Source organism: Yinghuangia sp. YIM S09857 (assembly GCF_051388915.1).
Taxonomy (GTDB): domain Bacteria; phylum Actinomycetota; class Actinomycetes; order Streptomycetales; family Streptomycetaceae; genus Yinghuangia.
Genome location: NZ_JBPKBH010000003.1, coordinates 273,156 through 299,724, shown reverse-complemented (window position 1 = coordinate 299,724; position 26,569 = coordinate 273,156). Strand labels below are relative to the sequence as shown.

General features: G+C 71.0%; 26 protein-coding genes and 1 pseudogene. 17 read left to right on the top strand and 10 right to left on the bottom strand.

Translation table 11 applies throughout. The features are described from left to right. Positions 1 to 70 precede the first annotated feature (70 nt). Both ACRX5S_RS07290 and ACRX5S_RS07285 read left to right on the top strand, forming a co-directional pair. Complete coding sequence (locus tag ACRX5S_RS07290; protein ID WP_436771945.1) at positions 71 to 1,177, top strand: Ku protein; 1,107 nt, start codon at positions 71 to 73, stop codon at positions 1,175 to 1,177. 831 nt (positions 1,178 to 2,008) lie between these two features. Further along, complete coding sequence (locus tag ACRX5S_RS07285) at positions 2,009 to 2,785, top strand: transglycosylase family protein (protein ID WP_436771944.1); 777 nt, start codon at positions 2,009 to 2,011, stop codon at positions 2,783 to 2,785. A 340-nt stretch (positions 2,786 to 3,125) separates the two neighbouring features. Here ACRX5S_RS07285 and ACRX5S_RS07280 read toward each other — a convergent pair whose 3' ends face one another. Continuing rightward, positions 3,126 to 3,368: a hypothetical protein gene (locus ACRX5S_RS07280; protein WP_436771943.1), complete on the bottom strand. Its 243-nt coding sequence runs from the start codon at positions 3,366 to 3,368 to the stop codon at positions 3,126 to 3,128. 213 nt (positions 3,369 to 3,581) lie between these two features. Here ACRX5S_RS07280 and ACRX5S_RS07275 point away from each other — a divergent pair, with 213 nt between their 5' ends. The 8 genes and pseudogenes from ACRX5S_RS07275 (at position 3,582) to ACRX5S_RS07240 (ending at position 11,946) form a co-directional block, all read left to right on the top strand. Continuing rightward, complete coding sequence (locus ACRX5S_RS07275; protein WP_436771942.1) at positions 3,582 to 4,646, top strand: nitrilase-related carbon-nitrogen hydrolase; 1,065 nt, start codon at positions 3,582 to 3,584, stop codon at positions 4,644 to 4,646. Next, the gene (locus ACRX5S_RS07270; protein WP_436771941.1) at positions 4,643 to 6,250 is read left to right on the top strand and encodes an aldehyde dehydrogenase family protein; all 1,608 of its coding nucleotides are present in this window, start codon (positions 4,643 to 4,645) and stop codon (positions 6,248 to 6,250) included. Before ACRX5S_RS07275 ends, ACRX5S_RS07270 begins: the two co-directional genes overlap by 4 nt. A 98-nt stretch (positions 6,251 to 6,348) precedes the next feature. Then, positions 6,349 to 6,792, top strand: a complete 444-nt coding sequence (locus ACRX5S_RS07265) for a hypothetical protein (RefSeq protein WP_436771940.1) — start codon at positions 6,349 to 6,351, stop codon at positions 6,790 to 6,792. A 166-nt stretch (positions 6,793 to 6,958) separates the two neighbouring features. After that, positions 6,959 to 8,515 carry a vWA domain-containing protein gene (locus ACRX5S_RS07260; protein ID WP_436771939.1) on the top strand — a complete coding sequence of 519 codons (1,557 nt, stop codon included), beginning with the start codon at positions 6,959 to 6,961 and terminating at the stop codon, positions 8,513 to 8,515. A 225-nt stretch (positions 8,516 to 8,740) separates the two neighbouring features. Then, a complete protein-coding gene (locus ACRX5S_RS07255) occupies positions 8,741 to 10,117 on the top strand; it encodes an MmgE/PrpD family protein (protein ID WP_436771938.1) in 1,377 nt (458 codons plus the stop codon). A 45-nt stretch (positions 10,118 to 10,162) separates the two neighbouring features. Further along, positions 10,163 to 10,354 (top strand): annotated as a pseudogene (locus ACRX5S_RS07250) (thiolase C-terminal domain-containing protein); the annotation flags it as partial. Next, positions 10,341 to 10,580, top strand: coding sequence for a thiolase C-terminal domain-containing protein (locus ACRX5S_RS07245; protein WP_436771937.1), 240 nt, complete (start codon positions 10,341 to 10,343; stop codon positions 10,578 to 10,580). The pseudogene ACRX5S_RS07250 and the gene ACRX5S_RS07245, both read left to right, overlap by 14 nt. 199 nt (positions 10,581 to 10,779) lie before the next feature. Further along, entirely contained in the window at positions 10,780 to 11,946 is a 1,167-nt protein-coding gene (locus ACRX5S_RS07240) for an acyl-CoA dehydrogenase family protein (protein WP_436771936.1), read from the top strand. A 6-nt stretch (positions 11,947 to 11,952) separates the two neighbouring features. Here the strand turns inward: ACRX5S_RS07240 and ACRX5S_RS07235 are convergent, their stop codons facing one another. Both ACRX5S_RS07235 and ACRX5S_RS07230 read right to left on the bottom strand, forming a co-directional pair. Continuing rightward, on the bottom strand, positions 11,953 to 13,296 hold the full coding sequence (locus tag ACRX5S_RS07235) for a DUF4913 domain-containing protein (protein ID WP_436771935.1): 1,344 nt from the start codon (positions 13,294 to 13,296) through the stop codon (positions 11,953 to 11,955). Between the two features lie 68 nt (positions 13,297 to 13,364). Next, positions 13,365 to 13,973, bottom strand: coding sequence for a TetR/AcrR family transcriptional regulator (locus ACRX5S_RS07230; protein WP_436771934.1), 609 nt, complete (start codon positions 13,971 to 13,973; stop codon positions 13,365 to 13,367). A 149-nt stretch (positions 13,974 to 14,122) separates the two neighbouring features. Between ACRX5S_RS07230 and ACRX5S_RS07225 the strand changes: the two genes are divergently transcribed. The 5 genes from ACRX5S_RS07225 to ACRX5S_RS07205 all read left to right on the top strand — a co-directional run bounded on the left by ACRX5S_RS07225 (position 14,123) and on the right by ACRX5S_RS07205 (position 17,269). After that, entirely contained in the window at positions 14,123 to 14,800 is a 678-nt protein-coding gene (locus tag ACRX5S_RS07225) for an FMN-dependent NADH-azoreductase (protein WP_436771933.1), read from the top strand. A 2-nt stretch (positions 14,801 to 14,802) separates the two neighbouring features. Then, complete coding sequence (locus tag ACRX5S_RS07220) at positions 14,803 to 15,123, top strand: DMT family transporter (RefSeq protein WP_436771932.1); 321 nt, start codon at positions 14,803 to 14,805, stop codon at positions 15,121 to 15,123. A gap of 148 nt (positions 15,124 to 15,271) precedes the next feature. After that, positions 15,272 to 15,634: a thioredoxin family protein gene (locus ACRX5S_RS07215; protein WP_436772234.1), complete on the top strand. Its 363-nt coding sequence runs from the start codon at positions 15,272 to 15,274 to the stop codon at positions 15,632 to 15,634. A 27-nt stretch (positions 15,635 to 15,661) separates the two neighbouring features. Next, the gene (locus ACRX5S_RS07210) at positions 15,662 to 16,069 is read left to right on the top strand and encodes a DUF4395 domain-containing protein (protein ID WP_436772233.1); all 408 of its coding nucleotides are present in this window, start codon (positions 15,662 to 15,664) and stop codon (positions 16,067 to 16,069) included. A gap of 147 nt (positions 16,070 to 16,216) precedes the next feature. Next, complete coding sequence (locus ACRX5S_RS07205; protein ID WP_436771931.1) at positions 16,217 to 17,269, top strand: NAD(P)-dependent alcohol dehydrogenase; 1,053 nt, start codon at positions 16,217 to 16,219, stop codon at positions 17,267 to 17,269. Here ACRX5S_RS07205 and ACRX5S_RS07200 read toward each other — a convergent pair. Together ACRX5S_RS07200 and ACRX5S_RS07195 are read right to left on the bottom strand one after the other, a co-directional pair. Continuing rightward, positions 17,247 to 17,438, bottom strand: coding sequence for a DUF397 domain-containing protein (locus tag ACRX5S_RS07200; protein WP_436771930.1), 192 nt, complete (start codon positions 17,436 to 17,438; stop codon positions 17,247 to 17,249). The genes ACRX5S_RS07205 and ACRX5S_RS07200 overlap by 23 nt on opposite strands. Further along, complete coding sequence (locus ACRX5S_RS07195) at positions 17,435 to 18,277, bottom strand: helix-turn-helix domain-containing protein (RefSeq protein ID WP_436771929.1); 843 nt, start codon at positions 18,275 to 18,277, stop codon at positions 17,435 to 17,437. Before ACRX5S_RS07195 ends, ACRX5S_RS07200 begins: the two co-directional genes overlap by 4 nt. Before the next feature lie 158 nt (positions 18,278 to 18,435). Here ACRX5S_RS07195 and ACRX5S_RS07190 point away from each other — a divergent pair, with 158 nt between their 5' ends. Beyond that, positions 18,436 to 18,870 carry an ATP-binding protein gene (locus ACRX5S_RS07190; RefSeq protein WP_436771928.1) on the top strand — a complete coding sequence of 145 codons (435 nt, stop codon included), beginning with the start codon at positions 18,436 to 18,438 and terminating at the stop codon, positions 18,868 to 18,870. A gap of 160 nt (positions 18,871 to 19,030) precedes the next feature. Here the strand turns inward: ACRX5S_RS07190 and ACRX5S_RS07185 are convergent, their stop codons facing one another. After that, a complete protein-coding gene (locus tag ACRX5S_RS07185) occupies positions 19,031 to 19,231 on the bottom strand; it encodes a hypothetical protein (RefSeq protein ID WP_436771927.1) in 201 nt (66 codons plus the stop codon). A gap of 188 nt (positions 19,232 to 19,419) precedes the next feature. Here ACRX5S_RS07185 and thiC point away from each other — a divergent pair, with 188 nt between their 5' ends. Next, positions 19,420 to 21,180: a phosphomethylpyrimidine synthase ThiC gene (thiC, locus tag ACRX5S_RS07180; protein WP_436771926.1), complete on the top strand. Its 1,761-nt coding sequence runs from the start codon at positions 19,420 to 19,422 to the stop codon at positions 21,178 to 21,180. 357 nt (positions 21,181 to 21,537) lie between these two features. Here thiC and ACRX5S_RS07175 read toward each other — a convergent pair whose 3' ends face one another. The 4 genes from ACRX5S_RS07175 to ACRX5S_RS07160 form a co-directional block, all read right to left on the bottom strand. Then, positions 21,538 to 23,778 (bottom strand): DUF7507 domain-containing protein, encoded by a 2,241-nt coding sequence (locus ACRX5S_RS07175; protein WP_436771925.1) that lies wholly within the window; start codon positions 23,776 to 23,778, stop codon positions 21,538 to 21,540. 35 nt (positions 23,779 to 23,813) lie between these two features. Beyond that, positions 23,814 to 24,419 carry a dihydrofolate reductase family protein gene (locus ACRX5S_RS07170; RefSeq protein WP_436772232.1) on the bottom strand — a complete coding sequence of 202 codons (606 nt, stop codon included), beginning with the start codon at positions 24,417 to 24,419 and terminating at the stop codon, positions 23,814 to 23,816. Positions 24,420 to 24,430: 11 nt separating this feature from the next. Then, positions 24,431 to 25,336, bottom strand: a complete 906-nt coding sequence (locus ACRX5S_RS07165; protein ID WP_436771924.1) for a metalloregulator ArsR/SmtB family transcription factor — start codon at positions 25,334 to 25,336, stop codon at positions 24,431 to 24,433. Between the two features lie 80 nt (positions 25,337 to 25,416). Beyond that, on the bottom strand, positions 25,417 to 26,544 hold the full coding sequence (locus tag ACRX5S_RS07160) for a carboxylate-amine ligase (protein ID WP_436771923.1): 1,128 nt from the start codon (positions 26,542 to 26,544) through the stop codon (positions 25,417 to 25,419). Positions 26,545 to 26,569 lie beyond the last annotated feature (25 nt).

Sequence of the window (26,569 nt, the reverse complement as noted above, 5' to 3'; positions counted from 1 at the left end):
CGGGCAGCGCGACAAAGTCGACAAATGGGATAATCAAGGCTACTCCGGGGACCGACGAACGGAGCAGTCTGTGCGTGCCATCTGGAAAGGGGCGATCAGCTTCGGGCTGGTGAGCATCCCCGTCAAAGTCGTCTCGGCCATCGGCAGCGAGCACGCCGTGAGATTCCACCAGATGCACCAGTCCGATCAGGGCCGCGTCCGCTATCGCAAGGTGTGCGAGCTGGACGGCGAGGAGCTGGCCCAGAGCGACATCGTGCGCGGCTACACGGCCGCGGACGGGCGTGTCGCCGTGGTGACCGACGACGACCTGTCCGAGCTGCCGCTGCCGACCGCCCGGACCATCGAGGTCCACGGGTTCCTGGCCGCGGACGACGTCGACCCGCTGCGCCTCGGCAAGCCGTATTACTTGTCGCCGGACACGTCCGGGGCCAAGCCGTACGTCCTGATGCGCGAGGCCCTGCGCCGCTCCGACAAGGCCGCGGTGGCGAAGCTGGCCATGCGCGGCCACGAGATCCTGGCGCTGGTGCGCGTGCAGGACGATGTCCTCGTGCTGCACCAGCTCTACTGGCCGGACGAGGTCAACTCCACCGAGGGCGTCGCCCCGACCGAGCGGGTCCGCGTGACGGACGCCGAACTCGACATGGCGGACACTCTCATCGACGCCCTGGGCAGCGCGGACCTGGAGGAGTTCCACGACGAATACCAGGCGGCGGTCGAGGAGTTGGTGACCGCGAAGCTGGAGGGTGCGGAACCGTCGGCGGAGCCGGAGGCGGCCGAGGAGCGGGGTGGCAAGGTCATCGACCTGATGGCGGCGCTGCGGCAGAGCGTCGAGGCGGCTCAGGGGTCGCGCCAGGCACCGCGCTCGGAGCGCACGCCGAAGCCGAGTGCGAAGGACGCGAACGCGAAGAAGACGGTGTCGAAGCGCGCCGCCGCGAAGACGGCGTCGTCGCGGTCGTCGGGTGCGAAGAAGAGTACGTCCACGTCCGGGGGTTCGGCGAAGAAGACGGCAGCGGCCAAGTCCACCGCCAAGTCGACGGCCAAGTCGACGTCGAAGAGCGCCGGCAAGAGTACGAGCCGGGGTGGCGCCGCCAAGTCGGCGGACACTTCGTCGGGGCGCAAGACGGCGAAGTCCGCGGCCAAGACGTCCGCGCGCGGGCCCGCGAAGGAGACCGGGTGATCGCCCCTATATAAGGGGAGTCCGGGTTGCGGTGGCGATCGGCGGGTGATCCGCGGGTGATAGGTGCTTGATCGATCCGATCATCGTTCGCTTGATCGCATGCCGCGTCGGATGCCGGAGTGCTCGCTTGATCGGCCGATCAACGGTCATTCCCCCGAAAGTGTCGTGAGTCACATATTCGCGGGGGTCTTCGGAATGGTCGCCGCCGGATTGCGGAAGGCGGCCGTCCCCTATTCGCGAGATGAATCCCCGCAGCTGAGCACGGTGGTGCGCGGGGCGCGCGGAATCATTAGTGGCTGCCGATGAGAACAACAAGCGACAGTATCGTGTGATGTCGGTCACGTGGTTATCACAACACGGACATAAAGGGACTTTAACTCCTCCGGTCGAGCGATCCAGGGGACCCTGGGTTCGTGTCCGGGCAAACGCATACAGTCACATAATTGCGCAGAGTGAGTGACTCGGTGCGGAGCGTCCGTCACTCGTCCGCAAACCGGACGAAACGTGCCCCAGGTTTCACTTGCGCAAACTCGTGGCACGTAAAAACACGCCGCCGACTGCTTCGGAAAAACGCGGGCTGACCTGCATAAACATCGGAGGAGGTTGATTACGACCCGATAACCTGCTTATGGTCTCGGCCATGTGCAAATCGCACCCTGTGGGTTCCCGGCTCGATCGTTGACGTCGGGATCCGCGCCTGGGAGGGACGCGGAACCAGCGATTGCCGGAACGACCTCGCCGCAAGGCGGGGGCACCCCGGCACCCCCGGTGCGGCAGCGGTCTTCGGACCGCGGCCGTCGTATCGCCCCACGGGAATTCCGAGAGGAATGTATGTCTCTCCGTCACGCTTTCCGTAGCGACAACGCCCACCGCGGCATGGGGCGCACCCAGCGCCGCATGCGCACCGCCGTGGTCGCCGGTGCCGTGGTCGCCGCCCCGCTCGTGGGCGTCGCGACCGCCGGTTCCGCCTCGGCCGCGAGCGTCAGCACGTGGGACAAGGTCGCCCAGTGTGAGAGTGGTGGCAACTGGTCCATCAACACGGGCAACGGCTACTACGGTGGCCTCCAGTTCTCGGCGAGCACCTGGCGCGCGTACGGCGGCACCGGCATGGCGCACCAGGCGTCCAAGGCCGAGCAGATCCGCATCGCCGAGAAGGTGCTCGCGGGGCAGGGCCCGGGCGCATGGCCGGTGTGCAGCAAGAAGGCCGGTCTGACCAGGGGTGGTGGCAGCCCGGACCTCTCCGGCGCGTCCAACACGAAGCCGACGACCAAGACCCCGACGAAGCCCTCGACGCAGCAGGCGCCGACCAAGCCGTCGACCAAGCCCACGACCAAGCCGACCAAGCCGTCGACCACGACCAAGCCGACGAAGCCGACGACCAAGCCCGCTCCGGCCAAGCCGCAGAGCGTGCCGGTCCAGGCCCCTGCCGCGCCCGCGGTGGCTCCGGTGGCCGGTGAGTACCTCGTGAAGACCGGTGACACGCTCAGCCAGATCGCCTCGGCGCACGACGTCGCGGGCGGCTGGCAGGCCCTGTACACCAAGAACCAGGGCGTCGTGGGCTCGAACCCGGACCTGATCTTCCCGGGCCAGAAGCTCGCCCTGCGCTGATCCTGCGGTCCTGCGATCGCGCGGCCCCCGCGGACCCACCCGTACGACGACGCCCTGCCCGGCGTCCGGTTGCGGTAGGCGAGGGGGCGGGCTGCGAGGCAGGCGGCAGCCGAAGGGCAACCGAAGGGCCCCGCACCGGAATCCGGTGCGGGGCCCTTCGTGGTGTCCGAGCGTGGCGCCCGTTCGAGCGCCCGCATGGCGAAGCCGGTCGATCAAATCTCGCTGGTAGAACGGTGTAACCCGATGCCCGGTGGGTCGGATCCGGTCAGGATGCCTGAAGTCGGTCCGGTGGATCGCGCAGGCGGCGGGCTCAGTGGGTGTGCGGCGAGGGCCGAACGGTTCAGCGGCTGTTGTGCCCTCCCGCCGGCAGCGGCTGGTCGACGGCGTTGCCGCAGACGCGCTCGATGCGGCGCGCTATGTCACCGGCCCGCTCCAGCAGCAGGCGCGCACGCTCGCGGTCGCGCTCGCGCCACTCCAGCGCGTCGTGACCGTTCTGCGTGTTGTGCGCACCACGCGGTGCGGACCTGTCCGACCCCGAGCCCTCGGTGTCGGGTCCGCCGCGTGCTGGACCGTTCTCGTTCATGTTTGGTCGGTTTCCACATCCTTGGGACAGTCATTCGTCTTCTGATGGATCGTCATGCGTGACATCGATCACGTCACTGATCGTCAGGAATCGTCACTGCCGCGGATGTTGCCCCGCGCGCCGGGGAACGGTCTCGTGCACAGGGGTAGTTGCTGCTGATAGATTCCGTCTTGCGGAACGGCGTTCCGTAATCCAGAGCTTCTCGGGGGCGCGATGGACACGCACGGCGAGGACATCCGCGACGTGCCGACCGGGCCGCATTACCGTGCCCTGGCCTTGCAGTCCCGCTGCGACGCGGTCAACTCGCTGGCCCCGGACGAGGCGCGCGCCGCGATCTCCCGGGGCATCGTGCGGGTGCGCGCCGAGGCCGCTGCGAGCGTGGCGTTCATCGGGCCGGACGTTCGGCTTGTCGTCCTGCCCGAGTACCTGTTCACCGGCTTCCCGATGGGCGACACCGTCCCCGGCTGGGCCGCCAAGGCCGCGTTCGACCCCGACGGGCCGGAGTACGAGGCGCTGGGCGCGATCGCGCGCGACCTCCGCGTGTACCTGGCCGGGAACGCGTACGAGACCGATCCGCACTTCCCCGGCCTCTACTTCCAGGCCTGCTTCGTCATCGGGCCCACCGGCGATGTCGTGCTGCGCTACCGGCGCCTGCACTCGATGTTCGCGCCCTCGCCGTACGACGTGTGGGACCGCTACCTCGACGCGTACGGCATCGACGCCGTCCTGCCCGTCGCCCGCACCGAGCTGGGCAACCTCGCCGCCGTCGCGTCCGAGGAGATCCTGTACCCCGAGCTCACCCGCGCGCTCGTGCTGCGCGGGGCGGAAGTGCTGTGCCACAGCACGTCCGAGGCGGGCAGTCCCCGGCCGACCGCGAAGGCGGTCGCGCGGATCGCGCGGGCGTCGGAGAACCTCGCGTACGTCGTCTCCGCGAACACCGCGGGGATCACCGGCACCGCGATCCCCGGGGCGTCCACCGACGCCATGTCGCAGATCGTCGACTTCGACGGAATCGTGCTCGCCGAGGCCGGGCCCGGGGCGAGCATGGTGGCGCACGCCGAGCTCGATCTCGCGGCACTGCGCCGGGCACGCCGCCGACCGGGCATGGGCAACCTGCTGTCCCGCGGCAAGCCGGGGCTGTGGGCACAGGAGTTCGCGCGTGCCGAGGGCGAGCGGCCCAACGGACTCGCGGACGGTACCCCTCCGGACCGCGCGTGGTTCGCGCGCAGACAGGCCGAGACGCTGGAACGCCTCGTGAGGGCGGGAGTGATCACGTGACCGAGAGCCAGGCAGATGACCGGGCGGATGACCGGGCGGATGACCGGGCAGAGGGCCGGGCGGCAGGCTCCGTCGCAGGATTCGCGCGCGACGCCGCGCTGCGCGTACGGGATCCGCGGACCGGCCGGGACGAGCGCGCGCTGTGTCCGCCCTCTCCCGAGGCGCTGGACGCCGAGATCGCCCGTCTGCGGGCCGCGCAGCCCGCCTGGGAGGCGCTGGGCCCGTCCGGCCGTGCCGACGCGCTGCGCCGTTGGGGCCGCGAAATCGCGGCGCGCCAGGACGACATGGTGGACGCGCTGCTCCAAGACACCGGGCGACGCACCGAGTCCGTGATGGAAGTCCAGGTCCTGCTGAGCGGCATCGCCCGCTGGAGCGCCGCGATCGCCGGGCCGGGCGGCGACGGCGGTGCAGGCGGCGGTCACGGCAACCCGGTCGGCCGCGACCAGATCCGCCGCGACCAGATCGGCCGCAACGAGATCAGCGGCGACGACACGGACGGCGACACGACCACCTCCCTCCCCTGGATCGCGGTACGGACCGGCGCCCGCCCGTACCCCCTCGTCGGCGTCATCAGCCCCTGGAACTTCCCGCTCCTCCTCGGCACGATCGACCTGCTCCCCGCCCTGGCGGCCGGGTGCGCCGCGATCGTCAAGCCCAGCGAGGTCACCCCGCGGTTCCTCGGCCCGCTGCGGCGCGCTCTGGACGCCGTCCCCGAACTCGCCGCCGTCGTCGGCCTGGTCGAGGGCGGGGCGGAGGTCGGGGCCGCCCTGGTCGACCGCGTCGACGCGGTGTGCTTCACCGGTTCGGTGCCGACCGGCCGTGCGGTCGCCGAGCACGCCGCCCGCGCGTTCATCCCCGCGTACCTCGAACTCGGCGGCAAGGACCCTGCGATCGTCATGCAGGGGGCCGACCTGGCCCGCGCGGCCTCGGCGGTCCTGTGGGGCGCGACCGCGAACGCCGGGCAGTCGTGCCTGTCGATCGAGCGCGTGTACGTGCACCGCAAGGTCTTCGACGAGTTCACCGGCCTGCTGTCCGACCGGGCGGCCAAGGTGGGGCTGGCCTGGCCGGAGCTGGACAGCGGCCGGCTCGGCCCGCTCATCGACCCCGCGCAGGCGGACGTGGTCCGCGCGCACCTGGACGACGCGTACGCCCAGGGCGCGGTCGCCCTCACCGGCGGCGAGGTCGAGGAGTTGGGCGGCGGGCTGTGGTGCCGTCCGACCGTGCTGACCGCGGTGCACCACGGCATGCGCGTGATGACGGAGGAGACGTTCGGCCCGGTGATCCCGCTGATGCCGTTCCACGACACCGACGACGCCGTCCGTCTCGCCGACGACTGCACGTACGGCCTGTCCGCCGCCGTGTTCGCCGCCGACGAGGACACCGCGCTCGCCGTGGCGCGCCGCCTGCACGCGGGTGCGGTGAGCATCAACGACGCGGGGCTGACGGCGTTCGTCCACGAGGGCGAGAAGCAGTCCTTCGGGTTCTCCGGTCTTGGCGCGTCGCGCATGGGGGCGGCGTCGATACGCCGATTCCTGCGCCGCCAGGCCTTCCTGGTCAACCGCGGTCCGGTGGACGACCCGTGGTGGTGGGACTCGGACGACTGAGTCGCATCCGACGAGGGGGCAAACGAGCGGGCAGCCAAGAGCCCGAGCGAGGGATCCGAGCGAGAGACCCGAGCGAGAGATCAGGGAGGTCCAGCAAGGTGTCCATCAAGGACGAGATGCCGCTGCTCGCCCGGCACGAGGGCGAGTGGGAGGGCGAGTACATCTGGGTCGACGCCGACGGCAACGTGACCGACCGGCACGCGACTCACCTGGCCTGCACGTTCCCGGCGGACGGCGAGTGGCCGTACTACCAGGTCAACACCTACACGTGGCCCGACGGCCGGACCGAGGTCATCCACTTCCCGGCCGCCTACAAGGACCGCAACATCTGGTTCGACACCGACCGCATCAACGGCCGGGCCTGGGAGGTCGACGAGCGGACCATCTGCCTCACCTGGACGCGCAAGGACGACCCGAACGGGTTCTTCTACGAGATGATCCAGCTCGACGAAACCGGTACGAAGCGCTCGCGCGTGTGGCAGTGGTTCGAGGACGGCGTGTGCACGAAGCGCACGCTGATCAACGAACACCGGGTCGCCTGACGGTCTGTCGAGCGACGCCGCAAGATCGCCCGGACGGTGTCGAGACGCTCCGGGAGGCCGCAACATGCCGTTCGGCGGCCCTCCGCCGCCGATTCGCCCGGGTCCGGACGTCTGAATTCCGGACCTGGGCGGCGGCAGACCCGCCGAGGCGGTAACACTTCTGTCCATGACGACCCTCATCGCCGGTGCCAACGTTCCCGTCCCCGCGGGGGACCTCACCCTCGTGGTCCGCTGGGCCGCCGGCGCGCACGGCTACGGCGGCTCCGCCGTGGACGCCTCGGCGCTCCTTGTCACGGCCGACGGCCGGGTGCGCTCCGACGACGACTTCGTCTTCTACAACCAGCCGCAGGCGGCGGGCGGGGCCGTGGCGCACCACGTCGGGCAGGCCGGCACGGAGTACCTCGCCGTACGCCCCGCCGAACTCCCGGACGCCGTCGACCGCGTCGTGGTGGCGGCGTCGGTGCACGCCGGGACGTTCGGCTCGGTCACCGGCCTTGCCCTCGACCTGGTGGACGCATCCGGCACGCTGCTGGCGACGTACCCGGTCGAGGCCCGCGGCACCGAGACGGTGCTCGTGCTCGGCGAGCTCTACCGCCGCGCGGGGACCTGGAAGCTGCGGGCGATCGGGCAGGGCTACGACTCGGGGCTGGCGGGCCTCGCGTCGGACTACGGCGTGACCATCGCCGAGGACGAGGACGACCCGAACACCGCCGCCGGTCCGGCGGCCGCCGCGCAGCCCTTCGCGACGCAGCCCCCCGCAGCGCCCGCCCCCGCTTTCGGAGTTCCGGCGCCCGCCGAGCCCGGCTTCCAGGTCCCGTCCGCGGCCCCCGCGGCGTCGGCCACGGTGTCCGCCGGGCCGTCCGCGCCTCCCGGCGTGCTCCCCGTGGCGCCGCCCCCGCACGCCGGAGGCTGGGCCCCGCCCGCATACGCGGACGACACGACCATGCGGCTGCCGAACCCGGCGTCCGACCCCGACACCGCCGGACTGCCGCCCGCGATGGGCTCGTTGGTGTCGCTCCGCAAGGAGGCCGTCCGGGTCACCCTGGAGAAGAAGGGCATTCCGGGCGTCCGGGCCCGGGTCGCCGTCGTGCTGGACCGCTCGGGCTCGATGCGGCAGTTGTACGGCGGCGGCACCGTGGGCCGCCTCGTCGAGCGCATGGCTCCCGTCGCGGCCAAGCTGGACGTCGACGGCGCGCTGGACGCGTGGATCTTCGCGGACGACTTCGCCCGGCTGCCGTCGCTGCGGGTGCCGGACCTCGCCCGGTGGATCGACGCCAACGTCTACATCTCGTCCCGCAACGGCCAGTTGCCCCCGCTGCCGGGCGGCGGCGAGCGCCACCCGGACCACCTGGCCGGGGTACGCGGCGGCAACAACGAGCCGCTGGTGATCCGCGACATCATGGACTTCTACCTGGCGCAGCCCGGTGACCCGGTCCTGGTGATCTTCTACTCGGACGGCGGCGTCAACCGCAGCCGGCAGATCTCCCAACTGCTGACCGAGGCCGCGCACCTGCCGATCTTCTGGCAGTTCGTCGGCCTCGGCCGCGCCGAGTACGGGATCCTGGAACGCTTCGACACGATGCCCGGCCGGGTCGTCGACAACGCGGGATTCTTTCGCGTCGACGACTTCGACGCGGTGAGCGACACCGAGCTGTACGACCGGCTGCTGGGCGAGTTCCCGCAGTGGCTCGCCGCCGCACGCGCGCAGGGCATCGTGCGGTGATCCTCCGCCCGGCTGGGTAGAACCAGAAGCGGAACGGCGCCCGTCCACGCGTGCGCGAGGCCACGTTGCGCGACGCCACGCGTGCCTGTCCGCAACACTCCGCCACCCGACTCCCGCTCGAACGAAGGAGGTTCGTCCGGTGATCCGGCTGCGCACCACATACGGCCCCTGGGGCGAAACCCCGACCGGTGGCGCGCCGGTCCCCGGTGCCGCGGAGGTGGCGGCGTGACGACCGCGACGCACCTCACGCTGTGGGCGCTGGGACTCGGCGAGGACAACACCCCCGACGAAGTGCGCGACGCAGCCTGCCGCCAACTGCTGGACGGGGTGGGCAACGCCATCGCCGCGGCGCGGCTCGGCGCGGCCGAACCGGCGCTCGCCGTGGCCGCCGCGCTCGGCGGACCGCGCAAGGCGTCCGTCATCGGGTCGTCCGGGCCGCGCATCTCCGCACCGGCCGCCGCGCTCGCCAACGGGACGCTCGTCCACGCGCTCGACTTCGACGACACGCACGTGGGCGGCCTCGTGCATGCCACGGCGCCGGTGCTGCCCGCGGCGTTCGCGGTCGGGCAGGAGATGCGTGCGTCCGGTTCCGAGGTGCTGTTCGCGGCCGTCGCCGGAATGGAGGCGGTCTGCCGCATCGCGGCGGCCGTGCCGCATGCGTTCCACGCGCGCGGCCTGCACGCGACAGGCGTCGCCGGGGTGTTCGCCGCCGCGCTGACGAGTGCGCGGCTGATGCGGCTGGACGTCCGCCGCACCGTGAACGCCTTGGGGATCGCCGGGAGTTCGGCAGGCGGGCTGCTCGAATTCCTGAACACCGGGGCCTCCACCAAGCAACTGCACCCCGGCATGGCGGCGGCCAACGGCGTGCTCGCGGCGAAGCTCGCGGCGGCCGGGGCGAGCGGCCCGGAGAGCGTGTTCGAGGGGGAGTTCGGCTTCTACCGTGCGTACACCGACCGGTCCGTGCCGCAGCACCAGGTACTGGGCGGGCTCGGCGAGCGCTGGGAACTGCTCGGCGTGACGGCGAAGCCGTACCCGTGCTGCCAGCTCATCCATCCGACGCTCAACGCGGGTGAGCGCGTCGTGACGCAGATGGCCGAGGCGGGGGTCGGTGCGTCCGACATCGAGTCCATCAAGGTCACGGTCCCCAAGGAGACGATGGCCCTGGTGTGCGCGCCGGACAAGGCGTTCCCGCGGACCGTCTACGAGGCGAAGTTCTCCCTGGCCTGGACACTCGCGGCGATGCTGACGGACGGTTCGGTCGGGGTCGACACCTACTCCGAGGGCTGCACGCGGCGCACCCAACTGAGCGTGCTGGCCCAGCGCGTCCGCTTCGTGCAGGCTCGCGGCGGCGGACCCGCGGCGAGCGAACCGGGGCGCCTGACCGTGCGCTTCCGCAGCGGCCGCCAGTTGCGCGTCGAGGAGCCGGCCACCACGTCCGTCTCCGATACCGCGCTGATGGCGAAGTTCCACGCGAACGTCGGCGGGATGACCCCGGACTCCGAGCAATTGGCCGCGCAACTGAGGGCCTTGGGGACGGTACGCACGCTCGGGCCGCTGCTCGACCTCACCGCCACCGTGGCCGCCGGGAAGGCGGCGAAGTGAAGCTGCCGGTGGCCGTCGGCGTCGTCGGCTCCGGCCTCTTCCGGCATGCGGGCTGTGGATAACTTGCCGCGGCCGGGGTCGTGCGACGCGGCGGCGCGGCCGTACCGGACGGCCGGCCCCGGGCCGGAGGACGTCGACGTCGCGGAGGTCCGCGACCCGTTCCCGATCACCGCGCTGCTCAGCCGGCGGGCGCCGGGTTTCCGCGGCCAGGGGGAGGGACCGGATGGTGTCGCGGTCGGGGCGGCTGCGGCCCGGCCTGGCGCTGCCCTTCGACACCAACGGCGGCGGTGTCTCGTACGGCCAGCCGGGCATGTACGGGCTGTTGTTGCAGGTAGAAGCGTTGCGGCAGGTTCTCGGCGAGTGCGGGACCGCCAAGTGGCGGATCCTTCGGCGGCCGTGGCGCATGGCACCGGCGGCATCTTCCCGACCCGTGCCACAGTGCTGTCGGGGCCGGGACGGTTGAGGCGGGTGGGCATGGCGGAGACGATCGGTACGGATGAGGTCGCGGTGCCCGACGAGGTGACCGCGCCGTGGCGGAACACGACCCGGGAACGACGGTTTGTGCTGCGGCGATGCCCGGATCGCGGCCATGCGCGGTGCCGTTCCCGAACGTTGTGCACAGCCTGTGGAAAACTGACCGGCGACGACCGCGCGAGGTGCCTGTGGAATTCGAACTGAACGAGGAGCAGCGCCTCTTCCAGCGCACGCTGCGCGACTTCGTGCACAAGGAGGTCGACCCGGTCGCCGCCGAGTGGGAGCGGACCGGCCGCTATCCGACCGAAATCGTGCAAACCATGCGCGCGTTGGGGCTGTTCGGCCTGACCGTGCCGGAGGAGTACGGCGGACTCGCCGTCGACATGGTCTCGTTCGCGCTGGTCTTCGAGGAGATCTCGCGCGGCTGGATGGGCGTGGCCGGCATCCTCGGCTCGCACTCGCTCGCGTGCTGGATGATCGCGCGCCACGGCACCGCCGAGCAGCGGTCCCACTACCTGCCGAAACTCGCGACCGGCGAATGGCGTTCGGGGATCGCGCTGACCGAGCCGGACGCCGGCACCGACCTCCAGGGCATCCGCACCACCGCGCGCCGCGAGGGCGACGAGTACGTCGTCAACGGCGCCAAGACGTGGATCACCAACGCCCGGCACGCCGCGGTCCTCCCGGTGCTCGTGAAGACCGATCCGGAGGTGGTGCCCGCACATCGGGGCATGAGCGTCCTGCTGATCGACACCGACACCCCCGGGTTCGAGGTGCTGCGGGACCTGCCGAAGCTGGGCTACAAGGGAACCGAGTCCTGCGAGTTGCTGCTGGACGACGTGCGCGTGCCCGCCGACCGGCTGCTCGGCGGGGTCGAGGGCGTCGGCATGAAGCAGGCGCTGTCGGGGCTGGAGACCGGACGGATCAACGTGGCGGCGCGGGCTGTCGGGGTCGCGCAGCGGGCGTACGACGAGGCGCTGGCGTACTCGCGGCAACGCGCGGCGTTCGGTCGGCCCATCAGCTCGTTCCAGGCGATCCAGCTCAAGCTCGCGGACATGGCGACGAACCTCCAGGCGTCGCGGCTGCTCGTCTACTGGGCGGCGTCGCGGGCGGATGCGGGCAAGCGCATCGACATGGAATCCGGCATGGCCAAACTGCTGGCCTCGGAGACCGCGCTCACCAACTCCCTCGACGCGATGCGCATTCACGGCGGCTACGGCTACTCGCAGGAGTTCGTCGTCGAACGTCTGTACCGCGACGCGCCGTTGATGGCCATCGGCGAGGGCACGAACGACATCCTGCGCACGGTCATCGCGAAGTCCCTTGTGGCAGGTGTCGAGGCGATCGGCGGCTGAGGCGCGTCACGACTCGGATAGCGGTGGCGGGATGAGCATCGGCGTGCCGCGTTCGTCGCAAGTGAAGCCCACCGGAGGCGGGTTGAGCGGCATGGCCACGAGCGAGTCGTCGTGGCCGAGTGACGCCGAGCAGCGGGAGAAGGGGCCGGTGTCGGGAGCCCGTAATTTCCTGAGCTGCGGGTCGGCGCGGTACAGCAGCCAGTCGGATATCGAGCCTTCGGCGTGGTGGGCTTCGTAGGCCCTCCACAGCGTGGTCAGGCGCGCGATCGCCTGACCGTGCCGCCACCACTCCGGACACCACGCCGACTCGGTGTCGTCCGGCGCGGACTGGAAGACACCGGCTATGTAGAGGACGACGAACTCCTCCAGGGACTCGAAGACCAACGAGGGGCCTTCCGGCGCCTCGTCGTCGGCATGGAGGCTGAACGGCTGGCCCCGCAGAACGGCCGGCGGTGCGGGTGCCGTCGGCAGCGCGGCCATCGCGTCGGTGTGCCCGTGGGTCGGGGAGCAGCGGGAGAAGGTGCCGGAAACGGGGTGGCGAAGCTCGGCCAGATGCAGATCGGCTTCGCGGTACCAGCGTTCGAGGCCGGTGGCGGGATCCTCCGTGCTGCGCTGCTCGAACGCGTTCCACATCGCCGACAGGCGTACCACCGCCTCGGGGTGCCGCCACCAGTCGGGACACCAGGCGTGCACGCTGCGGGACAGGTCGATCGGGAACATCTCCGCGACGTAGGAGACGAACGCTTCGAGCGAGGGGAAGACCCGTTCCGCATCGGAGCGATCGGAGCGGCGTTCCGCGGGCTTCGCGTCGGCGGCCGCGGCGTCGGTACCACCGCCCTTGGCGTGGACGCCGCGACTGTCGTCGTACGCGGTTGCCGCCGCACGGGCCGCCACGCTGACGGGGTGGTCGGGGCCGAGCACGCGTGCGGTGTCGGCGGCGAGTTGGTGGTGGGCGCGGTGTGCCAGCTTCCGCGAGTTCCGTTCCGACTCGGTGATGGCCGCGTCCGCGACCACGTTACCGACCGCACGCACGCGCAGGGCGAACTCGTGTTCCTTGCCCAGGAGTTCGGAGGCATCCGAGAACACCTCCCGAAGCAACTCCCAGGACCGGAAGCGGTCTCCGGCATCGCAGACGGACAGTGCGTGGAGCACGCGCACGGCGAGAACATCGGTCGTATGACGACCCGCATCTCCTCCGGACAGCAGCAGTTCCAGTTCCTTCAGGCGCTCCGTGCGCATGGCCGCGGGCTCGGCAAGACAGGCGTCCAGCGCCGCGCGTGCCTCGGCGGAGAGCATGTCCTCGATGCCGTACAAGTGCCCCCCAGATCCGCCGGTTTCCTTCCGCAGCATGAGATCACCCGAGATACGAGGGCAGGCCCGGTCCGCGCCTAATGGACACCGTCGGCCGACGGCCGGTGTCAGCGCCGTGTGGTCAGCGTCGCGTTCGCCAGGGCTTCGAGGCCGGCGCTGATGCGTTCCACCGCGGTGCCCTGGTCGCGCTGGTAGCGGTACAGCTCCGGGGCCAGCGGGGCGAGCAGGAGGTCCGCGAGCGTGTCGGCGTCCTTGGCCCCGGCCTGCTGCGCAAGGTGGCGTACGTGCAGGCGCCAGAAGGCGTACGCGCCCGTCGTGTACCGCGCGGCGCCGGTTTCCGCGCCCAGCAGCAGGTGCACGTGCGTCTCCAGCAAGTCGACCATCGCCGCGTAGAACGCCGCCAGGCGCTCGGCGGGGGACGTCTCCGGCTCCGGGCCGAGCGGCGCCGGACCGCGCATGAGCTTTTCCTGGAGGGCGCGTTCGTGTTCGTCGAGCAGCGCGCGGGCGATCGAGACGCGGTCCGGGTAGCGGCGGTAGAGCGTGCCACGGCCGATGCCCGCCGCTTTCGCGATGTCGTCCATGGTCACGGTCGCCGGGTCGCGTTCGGCGAAGAGGCGTTCGGCGGCGGCGAGCACGCGGGCCCGGTTGCGGGCGGCGTCGGCGCGCTCGCGCGGCTGCGGTTCTCCGGCGAGCGGGAGGTCGGGCAGTCGGGTCATGCCCTGCACTCTAGAGCACCCGGGCGAAGAAGTGGACACATCGTCCGGTTGTGGGTATGGTCCTGCCATCGCTCAAGCGGACATAGTGTCCGCTTATGCCGCGGCGCTCCGGTGTCCGCGGCCGCCGCCACGACCAGGGGGTTTGTGCCATGTCCCAACTTCTCCACCTCGACAGCAGTGCGCGCACCGCATCGTTCTCGCGCCGCCTGGGGGCGGTGTTCGCGGACGAGTGGCAGGCCGCGGGCGGCGGATACACGTACCGCGACCTGGCCGCGGACGCCCCGCCGCCGATCCGCGAGGGCTGGACGCGCATCTGCGACACGCTGCTGCGCGAGGGCATCACCGACATCCACCGCTACGCCGAGGCCGTGCGGACCGAGGAGGAGCGGGAGGCCTGGGCGGTGGTGGAACCGCTGCTCGGCGAACTGGTGGCGGCGGACGTGGTGCTGATCGGGGCGCCGATGTACAACTTCGGCGTCCCGGCCGCTCTCAAGGCGTGGATCGACCAGGTGACCTTCCCGAAGATGGTGCTCGCGCCGCGGCGGTTCGTGGTCGTGTCGGCGCGCGGCGGGGCGTACGGCCCGGGCACGCCGCGCGAGCCCTACGACCACCAGACGCGCTACCTGCGCGACTTCTTCGCCGGGCACTACGCGGTCGATCCGGAGGAGGCGGTCCACGTGGTCCACGCGGAACTCGTCAACGCGCTGGTCGACCCCGCGCTCGCGGGCCGGCTCGGGCAGCACGAGGAGTCGCACGCGGCCGCGCTGCGGTCCGTGCGGGAGCTCGCGTCCGGGCTCGCCGACCGCACCGTCCCGAAGGAGGCCTGACCGTGCCGTGGATATGGCTGCTGCTGGCCGGCGCCGTCGAGGTCGCCTGGTCGCAGAGCATCAAGCCGACCGAGGGCTTCACCAAGATCCCCCAGACCGCGCTGTGCATCGCGCTCATGGCCACCGCCGTGTTCCTGCTGTCGGTGGCCATGCGGGACCTGCCGGTCGGGACCTCGTACGCGGTGTTCACCGGCATCGGCACGGTCGGCGCGATCGTGCTGGGCGTGGTGGTCCAGAACGATTCGCTCAACTTCGCGCGGGTGAGCGCACTGGTCCTGCTGCTGGCCGGCCTGGTCGTCGCGAAGCTGGCCTCGTCGCACTGAGGCCACCTCCCCGTCGGGGGTCCGGGAATAGCCCCGGGCCCCCGACCTGTTTGATTGGTTCGTGTCTCTTGTCGGTACGGCCGTCGCGGCCGTCGTGCTCCTCGCCGCCACTGCGGTCGGGTTTTGGCGACGGCGCACGGACGGGAGGATGCGGATCGTGAAGCCCTCCGCGGTGCCCTCGGAGGTCCCCGGGCCCCTGCTCACCGCCGACGAGATCGGCGCGGAACTCGGCAGTCGGGCGACCTTCGTGCAGTTCTCCTCGGCGTTCTGCGCGCCGTGCCGTACGACGCGGCTGCTGCTCGGACAGGTCGCCGGCGAGACGGACGGCGTCGTGCACGCCGAGATCGACGCCGAACACCACCTCGACCTGGTCCGCCGCCTGGGCGTCACGCGTACGCCGACCGTGCTCGTGCTCGACGCCGCGGGCCGCGAGGTCCGGCGGGCGACAGGCGTGCCGCGCCGCACCGAGGCCCTTGCGGCCGTCGCCCTCGCCTCGGCCCCGACCACCTGATCCGGAGACGCCTCCCTCATGGGCTTGATGGGCCTCGACCCGCGCGGACCGCGCTTCGCCGCCGCCGTCACCTCGCTGGTGCTGGCGGTCGTCCTGGTGACCGGCAGCGGGTGGCTGCTGGCGGCGCAGGCGGTCGTGTTCGCGGTCACGGTGTTCGCCGGGCCCGGCGCGTCACCGTACGGCTGGGTCTACCGCACCTTCGTGGCACCGCGCCTCGCACCCCCGACCGAGCGCGAGGACCCGCGGCCGGTGCGGTTCGCCCAGGGGGTGGGACTGGTGTTCGCCGTGGTGGGCGCGGTCGGCTACCTGGTCGGCCCCACCGCACTAGGCATCGTGGCGGCGGCGTTCGCGCTGTTCGCCGCGTTCCTCAACGCCGCCTTCGGTTTGTGCCTGGGCTGCGAGATGTACCTGCGCTTCCGCCGCGCGACCGCCTGACACCCACGGGTCGGACGCGCAAGGTGGTTCTCCCCGTCCCAGGCTCCACAGAGACCTGGGCGGGCACCCCACGGGAGCGGCAGGCTCCGTACCGAACGACCGACGACAAACGACAGAACCCCCGACAGAACCGGAGACAACCCCTCCATGAGCACGACCGACACCACCACTGTCGCCGCTTACGCCGCCCCCGCCGCGAAGGCGCCGCTGGAGCGCGTCACCGTCCCGCGCCGCGCGCTGGGCGAGCGCGACATCCTGATCGAGATCAAGTACTGCGGGATCTGTCACTCCGACATCCACCAGGTGAAGGAGGAGTGGGGCGAGGCTCCCTTCCCGATGGTGCCGGGCCACGAGATCGCGGGCGTCGTCGCGGCGGTCGGCGGCGGCGTGACGCGCCACCGGGTGGGCGACCGCGTCGGCGTCGGCTGCTTCGTCGACTCGTGCGGGACCTGCGAGAACTGCGTCGAGGGCCAAGAGCAGTTCTGCCTGAACGGTGCGACCGCCACGTACCCGATCGGCCCCGACGGGCAGCCGACGTACGGCGGCTACAGCACACACATCGTGGTCACCGAGGACTTCGCGCTGAAGATCCCGGACGGCATCAGCCTGGAGGAGGCCGCACCGCTGCTGTGTGCGGGCATCACGCTGTACTCGCCGCTCAAGCGCTGGGGCGCGGGCCCGGGCAAGAAGGTCGCGATCGTCGGGCTCGGCGGTCTCGGGCACATGGGCGTGAAGATCGCCGCCGCGATGGGCGCCGAGGTGACGGTGCTGAGCCAGTCGCTGCGGAAGAAGGACGACGGACTCGAACTCGGCGCGGAGCACTTCCACGCCACGAGTGACCCGGAGACGTTCGAGAAACTGGCCGGGACGTTCGACCTGATCGTCAGCACGGTGTCGGCGAACATGGACTTCGACGCATACCTCGGGCTGCTCAAGACGCGCGGCACGATGGTGAACGTGGGCGCGCCGTCGGAGCCGACACCGATCGGGCTGTTCTCGATCATCTCCGGCAACAAGACCCTCGCCGGATCGATGGTCGGGGGCATCCCGGAGACCCAGGAGATGCTGGACTTCTGTGCCGCACACGGGCTCGGGGCGGAGATCGAGGTCATCGCGGCGGACCGGATCAACGAGGCGTACGACCGCGTGCTGGCGTCGGACGTGCGCTACCGGTTCGTCATCGACACGGCGACGATCTGACGGAGTCGAGGAACAGGTTCCACGCTCCGCCGGCGAGGGAGAGGTGTCCGCGACGGCGATCCTTGCTGTCGCGGACACCGGTGGTCGCGGACAGGAACGCGACCTCGACACAGTCGTTGTTGGCCGTCGAGGAGTACGACGACTTGCGCCAGACCTGACCGGTAGTCACAGCTCTCCCAATCTGGTGACGAGGAACGCGTGCGATTCCTCGGGCGACAACGCGTTGTCCTTCAGGTAATCCACCATACGTCGGTGCCTTCGCACGTCGATAGCGCCGTCCCGGGCCTGGAGCCCGTTCGCGTGCTCGGCGTAGGCCACCGACGGGTCGAGTGGGTCGGGGAAGTCGAACACCGTGATGCCGCCGGAGAGCAGGGCCGACGTGGCGGTGAGCGGCACGATGTGCACGACGCAATTGGGCAGTTCGCCGATCTTCAGCACGTGCTCGACCTGTCCTCGCAGGACATCGTGTCCGCCGGTCTCGTAGCGGAACAGGCTCTCGCCCAACACGGCGGTCAGTTCCGTCGGATCCTCGCCCCGCAAAATGTGCTGCCGCCGCATGCGCACTTCGACCACGGACTCGGCGATGTCGGGGTCGGGCGTGAACGGAGTCGCGTACGTCACCGCGCGGCTGTAGCCCTCGGACTGCAACAGGCCCGGAAACATGGCCATGTTCGCCACCGCGATGCTCGACGCCTGCGCCTCCAGCGACAGGTACTCCTCCAACTCGGCGCCGATGACGTCGTATTGACGCCACCACCGATGGTCGCGGCCCTCTTCCAGCCAGCGTTCCAGACGGCCGACCTCTTCCGGGGCGACCTCGTACAGCCGACACATCACATGCAAGTCGTGACGGCTCACCGACGATTGCCCCGCCTCGATCCGGATGACCTTCCAGCGGCTCCATCCGCACGCCTCGGCCACCGCGTCGACGGTGAGGTGCGAGCCGTTGCGCAGCCGCCGAAGTTCCGCGCCCAGGCGGCGCCTTGCGTAGGTGGGTGTCGCGGACATCTGGACCTCCTTCGTCGTGCGCACGGTACGCGCATGCATGGTCACAGGTAGTCGAAACGCGAAAAGAGCACTCAATGGTGGTCAGGCACTTGGAGTGCACCGGTGCGTGCGGATACCTTTCCAGCCACATGAACCGCGTTCCCTGGCCGGGAGGTTCCATGTCTCCATCCGTCGCGTCCCACCACCACTTCCCCACGGTCATCACCGCCGTGGAGTGCGAGCCGCTCCCCGAACTCGCACGTCCCATCCGCGACTTCGTCACACGTACCGCACGACGCCTTGCGGTGTCCGACGAAACCGCAGAAACCGCCCGCTTGTTGGTCGGCGAACTCGTTGCGAACGCCGTCGTGCACAGCCGTACGTCCGCCCTCATCCGCGTCGAGGTCCTGCACGACCCCGACTGCGGACACCTCATCGTCTCCGTCGAGGACCGCGGCTCCGCCGTCCCCAAGATGCCGACCGACATGCACACGGCCCCCGACGACGAGTCGGGACGCGGACTCGCGTTCGTGCAGTCCCTGTCCGCCGAATGCGGCGTGGCCGCGTGCGTCGGTGGCGGAAAACGGGTGTGGTTCGCGCTGTCGCTGAACTAGCCGCTGGACGGACCGCTGGACTGTCCCGTCAGTCTTCCGGTGGTCCGTGCTCCCGGACCACCGTGCTGCCGTCGGCCCGGTGGTGGATGTGCGTCACGCTGCCGTACCGGCCCGCGCGGAAGCCGCGGGTCCGTTTTCAGCGGTGCTCGTGCCCGCGTCCTCAGCCGAACGCCGCCTGCACGTAGACGGTTCGGGGGGCCTGGTACTCGACCACCGTCACGAGCCGGCCCGGCTCGAAGCTCTCGCCCGGGGTCACCGGATACGCCAGGAACGCCTCCGAGCCGCCGCGCACGCGGATCATGACCTCGCCCACCAGCCCGGGGCCGACGCGCCCCGTCACCTTGCCCCGCAAGCCGACCATGCGCCCATTGTCGGGCCCGTCGGGTGCCGGGCGCTGTGCGGAACTCCCTCTGGTCGCGGGCGGCGGGCGTATGCCAGGGTGTATGTCGACAGATACACGCGGGAGCTCGGGGCACCGGGCTGAGAGGGCGTTGACGCCGCGCCGACCGCAGAACCTGACCGGGTAATGCCGGCGTAGGGAGCTTTCACATGTCGACGCACGACGCGTCCCAGCCTGTCCAGGGCACGATCGGCACGATCACCACGGGCGCGATCTCGCCCGCGCACCACAAGCAGTACCTCGTCGGATCGCGCGAAGACCTGCGCGTCCCCGTCCGCACGGTGCACCTGACCGACAACTCGACGGTGCGCCTGTACGACACCTCCGGCCCGTACACCGACCCCGCCCATGAGGTCGACGTACGCCGCGGCCTTCCGTCCATCCGCGACGCGTGGATCGACGAGCGCGGCGACACCGAGCGCTACGACGGCCGTATCGCCGCCCTCGGCGCGCTGCCCGGCACGGACGTCGTGCGGCCGCGTCGCGCGGTCGGCGGCAAGGCGGTGACGCAGCTCGCGTACGCCCGGCGCGGCGAGGTCACGCCGGAGATGGAGTACGTCGCGATCCGGGAGGGCCTCTCGGCCGAGACCGTGCGCGAGGCGATCGCGTCCGGCAAGGCGGTGCTGCCGGCGAACATCAACCACCCGGAGATTGAGCCGATGGTCATCGGCAAGGACTTCCTGGTGAAGGTCAATGCCAACATCGGCAATTCCGCGGTGACTTCGTCGATCGAGGAGGAGACCGACAAGCTGGTGTGGGCGATCCGCTGGGGTGCCGACACGGTCATGGACCTGTCGACCGGCGACGACATCCACACCACACGCGAGTGGATCGTCCGCAACTCACCGGTGCCGATCGGCACCGTGCCGCTCTACCAGGCGCTGGAGAAGGTCGACGGCAAGCCGGAGGCGCTGACCTGGGAGCTGTACCGCGACACCGTGATCGAGCAGGCCGAGCAGGGCGTCGACTACATGACCGTGCACGCGGGCGTGTTGCTGCGGTACGTCCCGCTCACCGCCCGCCGCAAGACCGGCATCGTGTCGCGCGGCGGATCGATCATGGCGGCGTGGTGCCTCGCGCACCACGAGGAGAACTTCCTCTACACCAACTTCCGCGAACTCACCGAGATTCTGCGGCAGTACGACATCACCTACTCGCTCGGCGACGGCCTGCGGCCCGGCAGCACGTTCGACGCGAACGACGAGGCGCAGTTCGCCGAGCTCACCACGCTCGGCGAACTCGGGCGCATCGCGCGGGAGATGGACGTGCAGGTGATGATCGAGGGACCGGGCCACGTACCGATGCACAAGATCAAGGAGAACGTCGACCTCCAGCAGGAGATCTGCGACGAGGCGCCGTTCTACACGCTCGGTCCGCTCACCACCGACATCGCGCCGGGCTACGACCACATCACCTCGGCGATCGGCGCGGCGATGATCGGCATGTGGGGCACGGCGATGCTCTGCTACGTGACGCCGAAGGAGCACCTGGGCCTGCCGGACCGGGACGACGTCAAGGCGGGTGTGATCGCGTACAAGATCGCCGCGCACGCCGCGGATCTCGCCAAGGGCCACCCGACCGCCCACGAATGGGACGACGCGCTCTCCGACGCCCGCTTCGAGTTCCGCTGGCAGGACCAGTTCGACCTGGCCCTCGACCCGGACACCGCTCGGGCCTACCACGACGAAACCCTCCCGGCGGCCCCCGCCAAGACCGCCCACTTCTGCTCCATGTGCGGCCCGAAGTTCTGCTCGATGAAGATCTCCCGGCAGATCCGCAACGACCACGGCGACGGCTCCTCCGCCGTCGACACCGCCTACGACGCCGACGCTTTGGCAGGCATGCACGCCAAGTCCAAGGAGTTCGCCGCGCAGGGCGGGAGGGTCTACCTCCCACTGGCTGCGGATTGACCCGAGTGAGGTCGTGAACACCGGGTTGCGCGGGTATGCGGATCGGCGCGAGTGGGCCGCTCGGCGTGCCCGACACTTCGAGGCCGCCCAGGGCTGGGACTACGAGGGGTGGCAGCGGGTGGCAGTGACTCCATGATGCGGAGAAGCAGGGTGAGCGGTGAATCGGTGCGTCGCCGACTCCACGGCCTTGTGGCGAAGACCGCGGACGAGGTCCTCGCATCATCTTTGCGGGGGTGACGTCCTGCGTTCTCGAACGCAACGCGCCTGATGCCGGTCGGTGAGGGCGCCCCGGTCCTGGGGTGCCCTCACCGACGGTTCGGGATGGGAACGCTCGGTGCGGCGTCGGGTCGGCTGATGTCAGCGGGTGCTTCGGTAGCGGGTGCTGAGGATGATGCCGGTGGCCAGGAGGAGGGCGCCGATGGTGATCAGGGCCGCGACGGGGATGCCGGTGCGGGCGAGCAGGCCCTTGTGGGCGTTGCCGTCGCCCTCGTGGTTCGGCGGGGTGTCGGGGGCGGGGCGAGCGGGGTCGTCGGGTGAGTCGCCGTGGTTGTCGTCGGGGCCGACGACGGGCGGGTCGTCGGTTGTGGTGGGGGACTTGGTGACGGTTCGGGTGGCGGTCACCGTCTCGGTGGCCGTTGCGGTCGTGGTGGCCGTTGCGGTTTCTGTCTTGGTCGCTGTTGCGGTGGTGGTCGCGGTGGCGGTTTCCGTCTTGGTCGCCGTGACGGTCGCGGTGGCGGTTTCCGTCTTGGTCGCGGTGGCCGTGACGGTGGCGGTTGCCGTTGCGGTGACGGTCGCGGTGGCGGTGACTGTGGGGCAGGGGCCCGTCGTCTTGATCTCGGCGTGGGCGGGTGGGGAGGTCAGCGCGCCTGCGTGGGCTGTTGCCTGGTTGCGTACGGTTCCTGCCTCGACGTCGGCTGCGGTGACCGTGTAGGTGCCGCGGCACACCGTGCTGTCGCCGGGGGTGCCGTGCGGCGCGAGGCTGGTGGTGTCGCAGACGACCGGCGACACCCGGTCGTCGGTGACGGACACGTCGCCGACCGGGTCGGACGTCGTGTTCGTGACGACGTACTCGTACGCGACCGTGTCGCCGACCGCGTACGTGCGGGTGTCGTCGACCGTCTTCGTCAGGCCGAGCCCGCCCAGCGGGAGCGTGACGTCGGACGGCGGCGAGGTGACCGGTTCGCCGTCCGACGTCCCTTGCGCCACGGCCTCGTTGGTGAGGTGGCCGCGGGCGATGTCCTCCGCGGTGACGGTGTAGGTGCCGGTACAGGTCGTGGTCTCGCCCGTCGCGAGTGTCGTGGTCGGGCAGGAGACGGTGCCGACGACCGGGTCGGAGACGGTCAGGTCGGCGATGTCGGTGCCGCCGCTGTTCGTGACCACGAACTCGTACGGCACGGGCGTCCCCACGACGACCGGCGTGGGCAGGGGCGGGGACTGCCGGATCTGCTTGACCAGGTTGAGTTGCGGCAGGGGGTTGGTGGGCTGAACCACGACGTTGCGCACCAGGTGGACGTCCGTGAACAGCCCCGATGAGGCGGCGAATCCGAACTTCAGCGTGGTCGGCATCGGCTGCGGCGCCGGCGCGTCCAGCACCCGTCGGAACCCGGCGCCGTCCTGGAAGTCCACGTCCACCGTGACGCGCGGGTCGGGCGCGGGCGTCACGCGGACGGTGACCGTGCGCTTCGACGGTTCCAGCAGCGTCTGCGCGTCCTGCGGTGTGGTCCCGGGCGGCAGCGAGGTCAGCGGTCCCTGCAACGTGCCCGGGAGGGTCGAGGGCCACGGCCCGGTCGTGGTGAAGTTGCTGGTCGTCGCGGTGAGGAAGCAGAAGCCCGAGGTGCCGTGGCCGGGCCCGCGCAGGGTGACCATGTTGCCGCCGGGGGCGGGGACGTGGAACTGGGTCCCGGCCGGCGAGCGCACCGGGCAGCCGTTGCCGCGCTGCTCCCAGTCACCGAAGTAGTTGCCCAGGACGTCGAGCCCGACGCCGAGGTACCCGCGGTCGACGCCGGGAAGGAACGGTTCGGCGGGGTTGTCGTCCGGACGCTTCTGCGCGTAGCCGAGGCTGCCGCCGAAGGCGCCCGGCGCGGTGAGCGACGCGGCGCCGTCGACGAGGAAGAACGCGATGCCGTCCGCGGGGGTGGCGGGCGTCGTACTGCCGTACTGCCATTGCTCGAACGTGACTTCCACGCCCTCGTTGGCGGGCAGCGGCCGGTCGTAGAGGACCGCGGCCGACTGGTCGTTGGACGCGTCGGTCAGCCGCAGGTAGCCGAACGGGGCCGCGTTGTTCGGCGGTACGGGCCCCGTCGCGGCGGCCGGGCAGCCGGTCAGGGGGTGGGTGCCCGTGCCGGGCGGGGCGGTCGCGGCGCCGGTGAGGCAGGCCGGACCGACGGCCTGGAAGCCCGCGTCGGCCGTCGCCCCGGTGAAGGTCTCCTGCAACAGCGGAGGCCCGGCCGCCCGGGGGGCCGCCGCTTCGGAGCGGGCGAGGGCGATCCCGAGGAGCGGCCCGCAGGCGGCGGCCACGAGGGCGAGGACCAGCGCGGAGATGTATGCCGTGGCCCGCCGCGCCGAGCCCCGACCGGATTCCGACAGTGATGAGACCATGACTTACGGTAATCGTACAAACTGCTCGATCGCCGTCAGGCGCGCCGGGTGCGGTCGTAGACGAGGGCCAACTCGCCGTGCTCGCCGGCGGTCTGGCTGACGAGGGTCCACCTGTTCGCCGGCAGGTCGTCGGCGAACAGGTGCGTGCCCTCGCCCAGGAAGATCGGGAAGACCATGAGCGCCAGGCGGTCGACCAGGTCGGCGGCCAGCAGGGCCTTGATGACACTCGCGCTGGAGAAGACCACGATGTCCCCGCCCTCGCCCGCCTTGAGCTCCGCGGCGACCTCGGCCGTCGGCCGGTCGACGACCGCGGCGCGCTCCCACGGCGCCTCGCGGAGTGTCGAGGACAGCACGACCTTGTCCGCCTCCACGAGCCACTTCGCGAACGCCTCGTCGCGCGGGTCCGCCCCCTCCATCCCGATGACGGTGGGCCAGAACCCGAGAAAGCCTTCGGCGTTGACCCGCCCGAGCAGCGCGGTCGTCGCGGGCTCCCACAAGCTGGTCAGGTGGGCGCGTGCGACGTCCGTGACGGCGTACGGCATCACCCACCCCATGTCGAGCGGATCCGACTTCGCGTAGCGGCCGTCGAGCGAGAGGGACATGTTGGCGACGACGCGGCGGCCGGTGGTCTGCCGGGTCATTTCGTGCTCGGTCATTTCGGGCTCCTGGTGTCAGTTGTGTCCGACGTGTCAGATGTGTCGGTCGAGTCGGTGGTGCCGTGGCCGGTGTCCCCCGTCTCGGCGGCGAGCACCGCCGCGAGGTTGTCGAGGCTCTGTCCGAAGCCGATCTCGATGCCCGCGATGAAGTCCGCGGACTCGACCGCGCTGTCGGTGACCCGGAACACCACGTCCAGTTCGGTGCCGGCGCCCGCGTCGGTGCCCGCCCGCAGATCGAGCGTGAGGTGGGCGGTGAGAGCGAGGCCCCCGCCCGGGAGCAGCGGGGAGAGGCGGTACGCCAGGTGCTCGGCCGGCCGGGCCTCGTCGACGGTGCCCTCCGCCCGCCCCGCGACCGCGTCGGTCCCGTCGGCGTCCTCCGCGTCGCGGTACTCCTGGACGATCCGCCCGCCCGGTCGAGCCTCGAACACGAGTTCCGAGACGCGCAGGTCGTCGGGTGTCCACCAGCGGGCCAGCAGCGCGGGCTCGGTGAGGTGCCGCCACACGGCCTCGGGGGGAGCCGGCAACGACCGCCGGAAGGTGAACGACCGGTCGTCCGCCCACCCCGGTACGGCCGCGGCCCGGCGCTCCGCGTCCAGGCTGCGGCCGTACCGCTCGTACGTCTCCCGCGCCCCCTCCGGCCGCTCCGCCGTCTCCGCGAGGCGGCCGAGTGCCTCCGCGAGGTCCCGCAGCGGCCCCGGCCGCAACGCGTAAATGCGGCGCTGACCGGTGCGTCGGGAGGTGACGACGCCGGCGCGCTCCAGGGTCTGGAGGTGCTTGGTCGTCTGCGGCTGCCGCGCCTCGGCGAGCTGCGCGAGAACACCGACCGACCGCGGGCGCTCGGCCAGCAGCGTGACAAGCCGCCAGCGCGCCGGGTCGGCCAGTGCGGTGAGGAGTGCGTCCATGACCAAAGTATTCGCTGGAACGAATATTCGTGTCAAGGAATATCTTTGGATGTGCGGAAGCAGGCGTCGGGCCGCCTGCTTCAGGCGGCCGGGTTGTCTTCCGTGGTCGGCGCGTAGTCGAGGTGCGGCGGATACGCACACGTCCGCGTCGTCAGCAGGTCGACCGCGGCGGTCAGCCCGTGCTTCCGGCCGGTGCGCCGCTGGCTGTGGGCCCAGTCGCCGCGGGCGAGGACGTCCGCCGCGGTCCCGCGCACCCACTCGTGATCCCCGTGGTACCGCAGTTCGGCCTCGACCGTGCGCAGCAGGCGCCGTACCACGACCGCGGCCGGCAGCGGGCTGCTCGACATCGGGTCGACCAGGTCGCCGGACAGCCCGGTGCGCGCGGCCCGCCAAGTCATGGCGCGCAGAAAGCTGTTCGGGAACCGCGGTGCCGGACGGCCGGCCCGGACCGCCGCGCAGGCGTGCGCGACCAGGGCCCGGAACAGCGCCGCGATCAGCACCGTGGTGTCAAGGTCCGGGACGGCGTCGCACACCCGCAGCTCGATGGTCGGCACGTGCGCCGACAGCCGCAGGTCGTGGTAGATCATCCCGGCGTCGCCGACGACCTCCGAGCGGATCAGCCTGGCCACCAGGTCGTCGTACTCCGCCGCCGACGCGCAGTACGGCGCGGGGCCCGCGGTGGGCCAGCGCTGCCACAGCATGGTGCGCCAACTCGCGTAGCCGGTGTCGTTGCCCAGCCAGTAGGGCGAGTTCGCGCTGAACGCCAGGAGGACCGGCACCCACGGCGAGATCCACGCCATCGCGGGCGCGGCGACGTCGCGGTCGTCGATGCCGACGTGCACGTGCATCCCGCAGATCACCTGTTCGAGCGCGATCTGCGCGAAGTTCTGCACATTGTCCAGATAACGACGCTCGGGGGTGGCGACCGCATCCTCCAGCCGCATCAGCGGCATCGTCCCCGCGGCGGCCGGCTTCAGGCCGAGGCCGAGGGCGGCACCCGCCAGGAGGGCGCGTTTGCGTGCCAGGTCGTCCCTCAGGCGCGAAAGATCGGTGTGCGGTTCGCTGTTCGTCTCGACTGTGGTTTGCTTGCCTTCCAGCGTGAATCCGGCCGCGGGCAGGTGCGCCAGCACGGCCGTGGCCGCGGGACGCAAGTACCGGGTGCCGCTGTCGACGAGGTGGAATTCTTCCTCGATCCCCACAGTTGTCACCTAGGGCAACTCCCTTGTACGCATG

Excerpts from the sequence above, each read along its gene's own strand:
- ACRX5S_RS07195 (WP_436771929.1), bottom strand. The coding sequence starts at position 18,277 with ATGTCCGCGACACCCACCTACGCAAGGCGCCGCCTGGGCGCGGAACTT.
- ACRX5S_RS07225 (WP_436771933.1), top strand. The coding sequence starts at position 14,123 with ATGTCCCAACTTCTCCACCTCGACAGCAGTGCGCGCACCGCATCGTTC.
- ACRX5S_RS07175 (WP_436771925.1), bottom strand. The coding sequence starts at position 23,778 with ATGGTCTCATCACTGTCGGAATCCGGTCGGGGCTCGGCGCGGCGGGCC.
- ACRX5S_RS07230 (WP_436771934.1), bottom strand. The coding sequence starts at position 13,973 with ATGACCCGACTGCCCGACCTCCCGCTCGCCGGAGAACCGCAGCCGCGC.
- ACRX5S_RS07275 (WP_436771942.1), top strand. The coding sequence starts at position 3,582 with ATGGACACGCACGGCGAGGACATCCGCGACGTGCCGACCGGGCCGCAT.
- ACRX5S_RS07205 (WP_436771931.1), top strand. The coding sequence starts at position 16,217 with ATGAGCACGACCGACACCACCACTGTCGCCGCTTACGCCGCCCCCGCC.
- ACRX5S_RS07190 (WP_436771928.1), top strand. The coding sequence starts at position 18,436 with ATGTCTCCATCCGTCGCGTCCCACCACCACTTCCCCACGGTCATCACC.
- ACRX5S_RS07170 (WP_436772232.1), bottom strand. The coding sequence starts at position 24,419 with ATGACCCGGCAGACCACCGGCCGCCGCGTCGTCGCCAACATGTCCCTC.
- ACRX5S_RS07210 (WP_436772233.1), top strand. The coding sequence starts at position 15,662 with ATGGGCCTCGACCCGCGCGGACCGCGCTTCGCCGCCGCCGTCACCTCG.
- thiC (WP_436771926.1), top strand. The coding sequence starts at position 19,420 with ATGTCGACGCACGACGCGTCCCAGCCTGTCCAGGGCACGATCGGCACG.
- ACRX5S_RS07235 (WP_436771935.1), bottom strand. The coding sequence starts at position 13,296 with ATGCTGCGGAAGGAAACCGGCGGATCTGGGGGGCACTTGTACGGCATC.
- ACRX5S_RS07185 (WP_436771927.1), bottom strand. The coding sequence starts at position 19,231 with ATGGTCGGCTTGCGGGGCAAGGTGACGGGGCGCGTCGGCCCCGGGCTG.
- ACRX5S_RS07285 (WP_436771944.1), top strand. The coding sequence starts at position 2,009 with ATGTCTCTCCGTCACGCTTTCCGTAGCGACAACGCCCACCGCGGCATG.
- ACRX5S_RS07215 (WP_436772234.1), top strand. The coding sequence starts at position 15,272 with ATGCGGATCGTGAAGCCCTCCGCGGTGCCCTCGGAGGTCCCCGGGCCC.
- ACRX5S_RS07165 (WP_436771924.1), bottom strand. The coding sequence starts at position 25,336 with ATGGACGCACTCCTCACCGCACTGGCCGACCCGGCGCGCTGGCGGCTT.
- ACRX5S_RS07260 (WP_436771939.1), top strand. The coding sequence starts at position 6,959 with ATGACGACCCTCATCGCCGGTGCCAACGTTCCCGTCCCCGCGGGGGAC.
- ACRX5S_RS07280 (WP_436771943.1), bottom strand. The coding sequence starts at position 3,368 with ATGAACGAGAACGGTCCAGCACGCGGCGGACCCGACACCGAGGGCTCG.
- ACRX5S_RS07245 (WP_436771937.1), top strand. The coding sequence starts at position 10,341 with ATGGTGTCGCGGTCGGGGCGGCTGCGGCCCGGCCTGGCGCTGCCCTTC.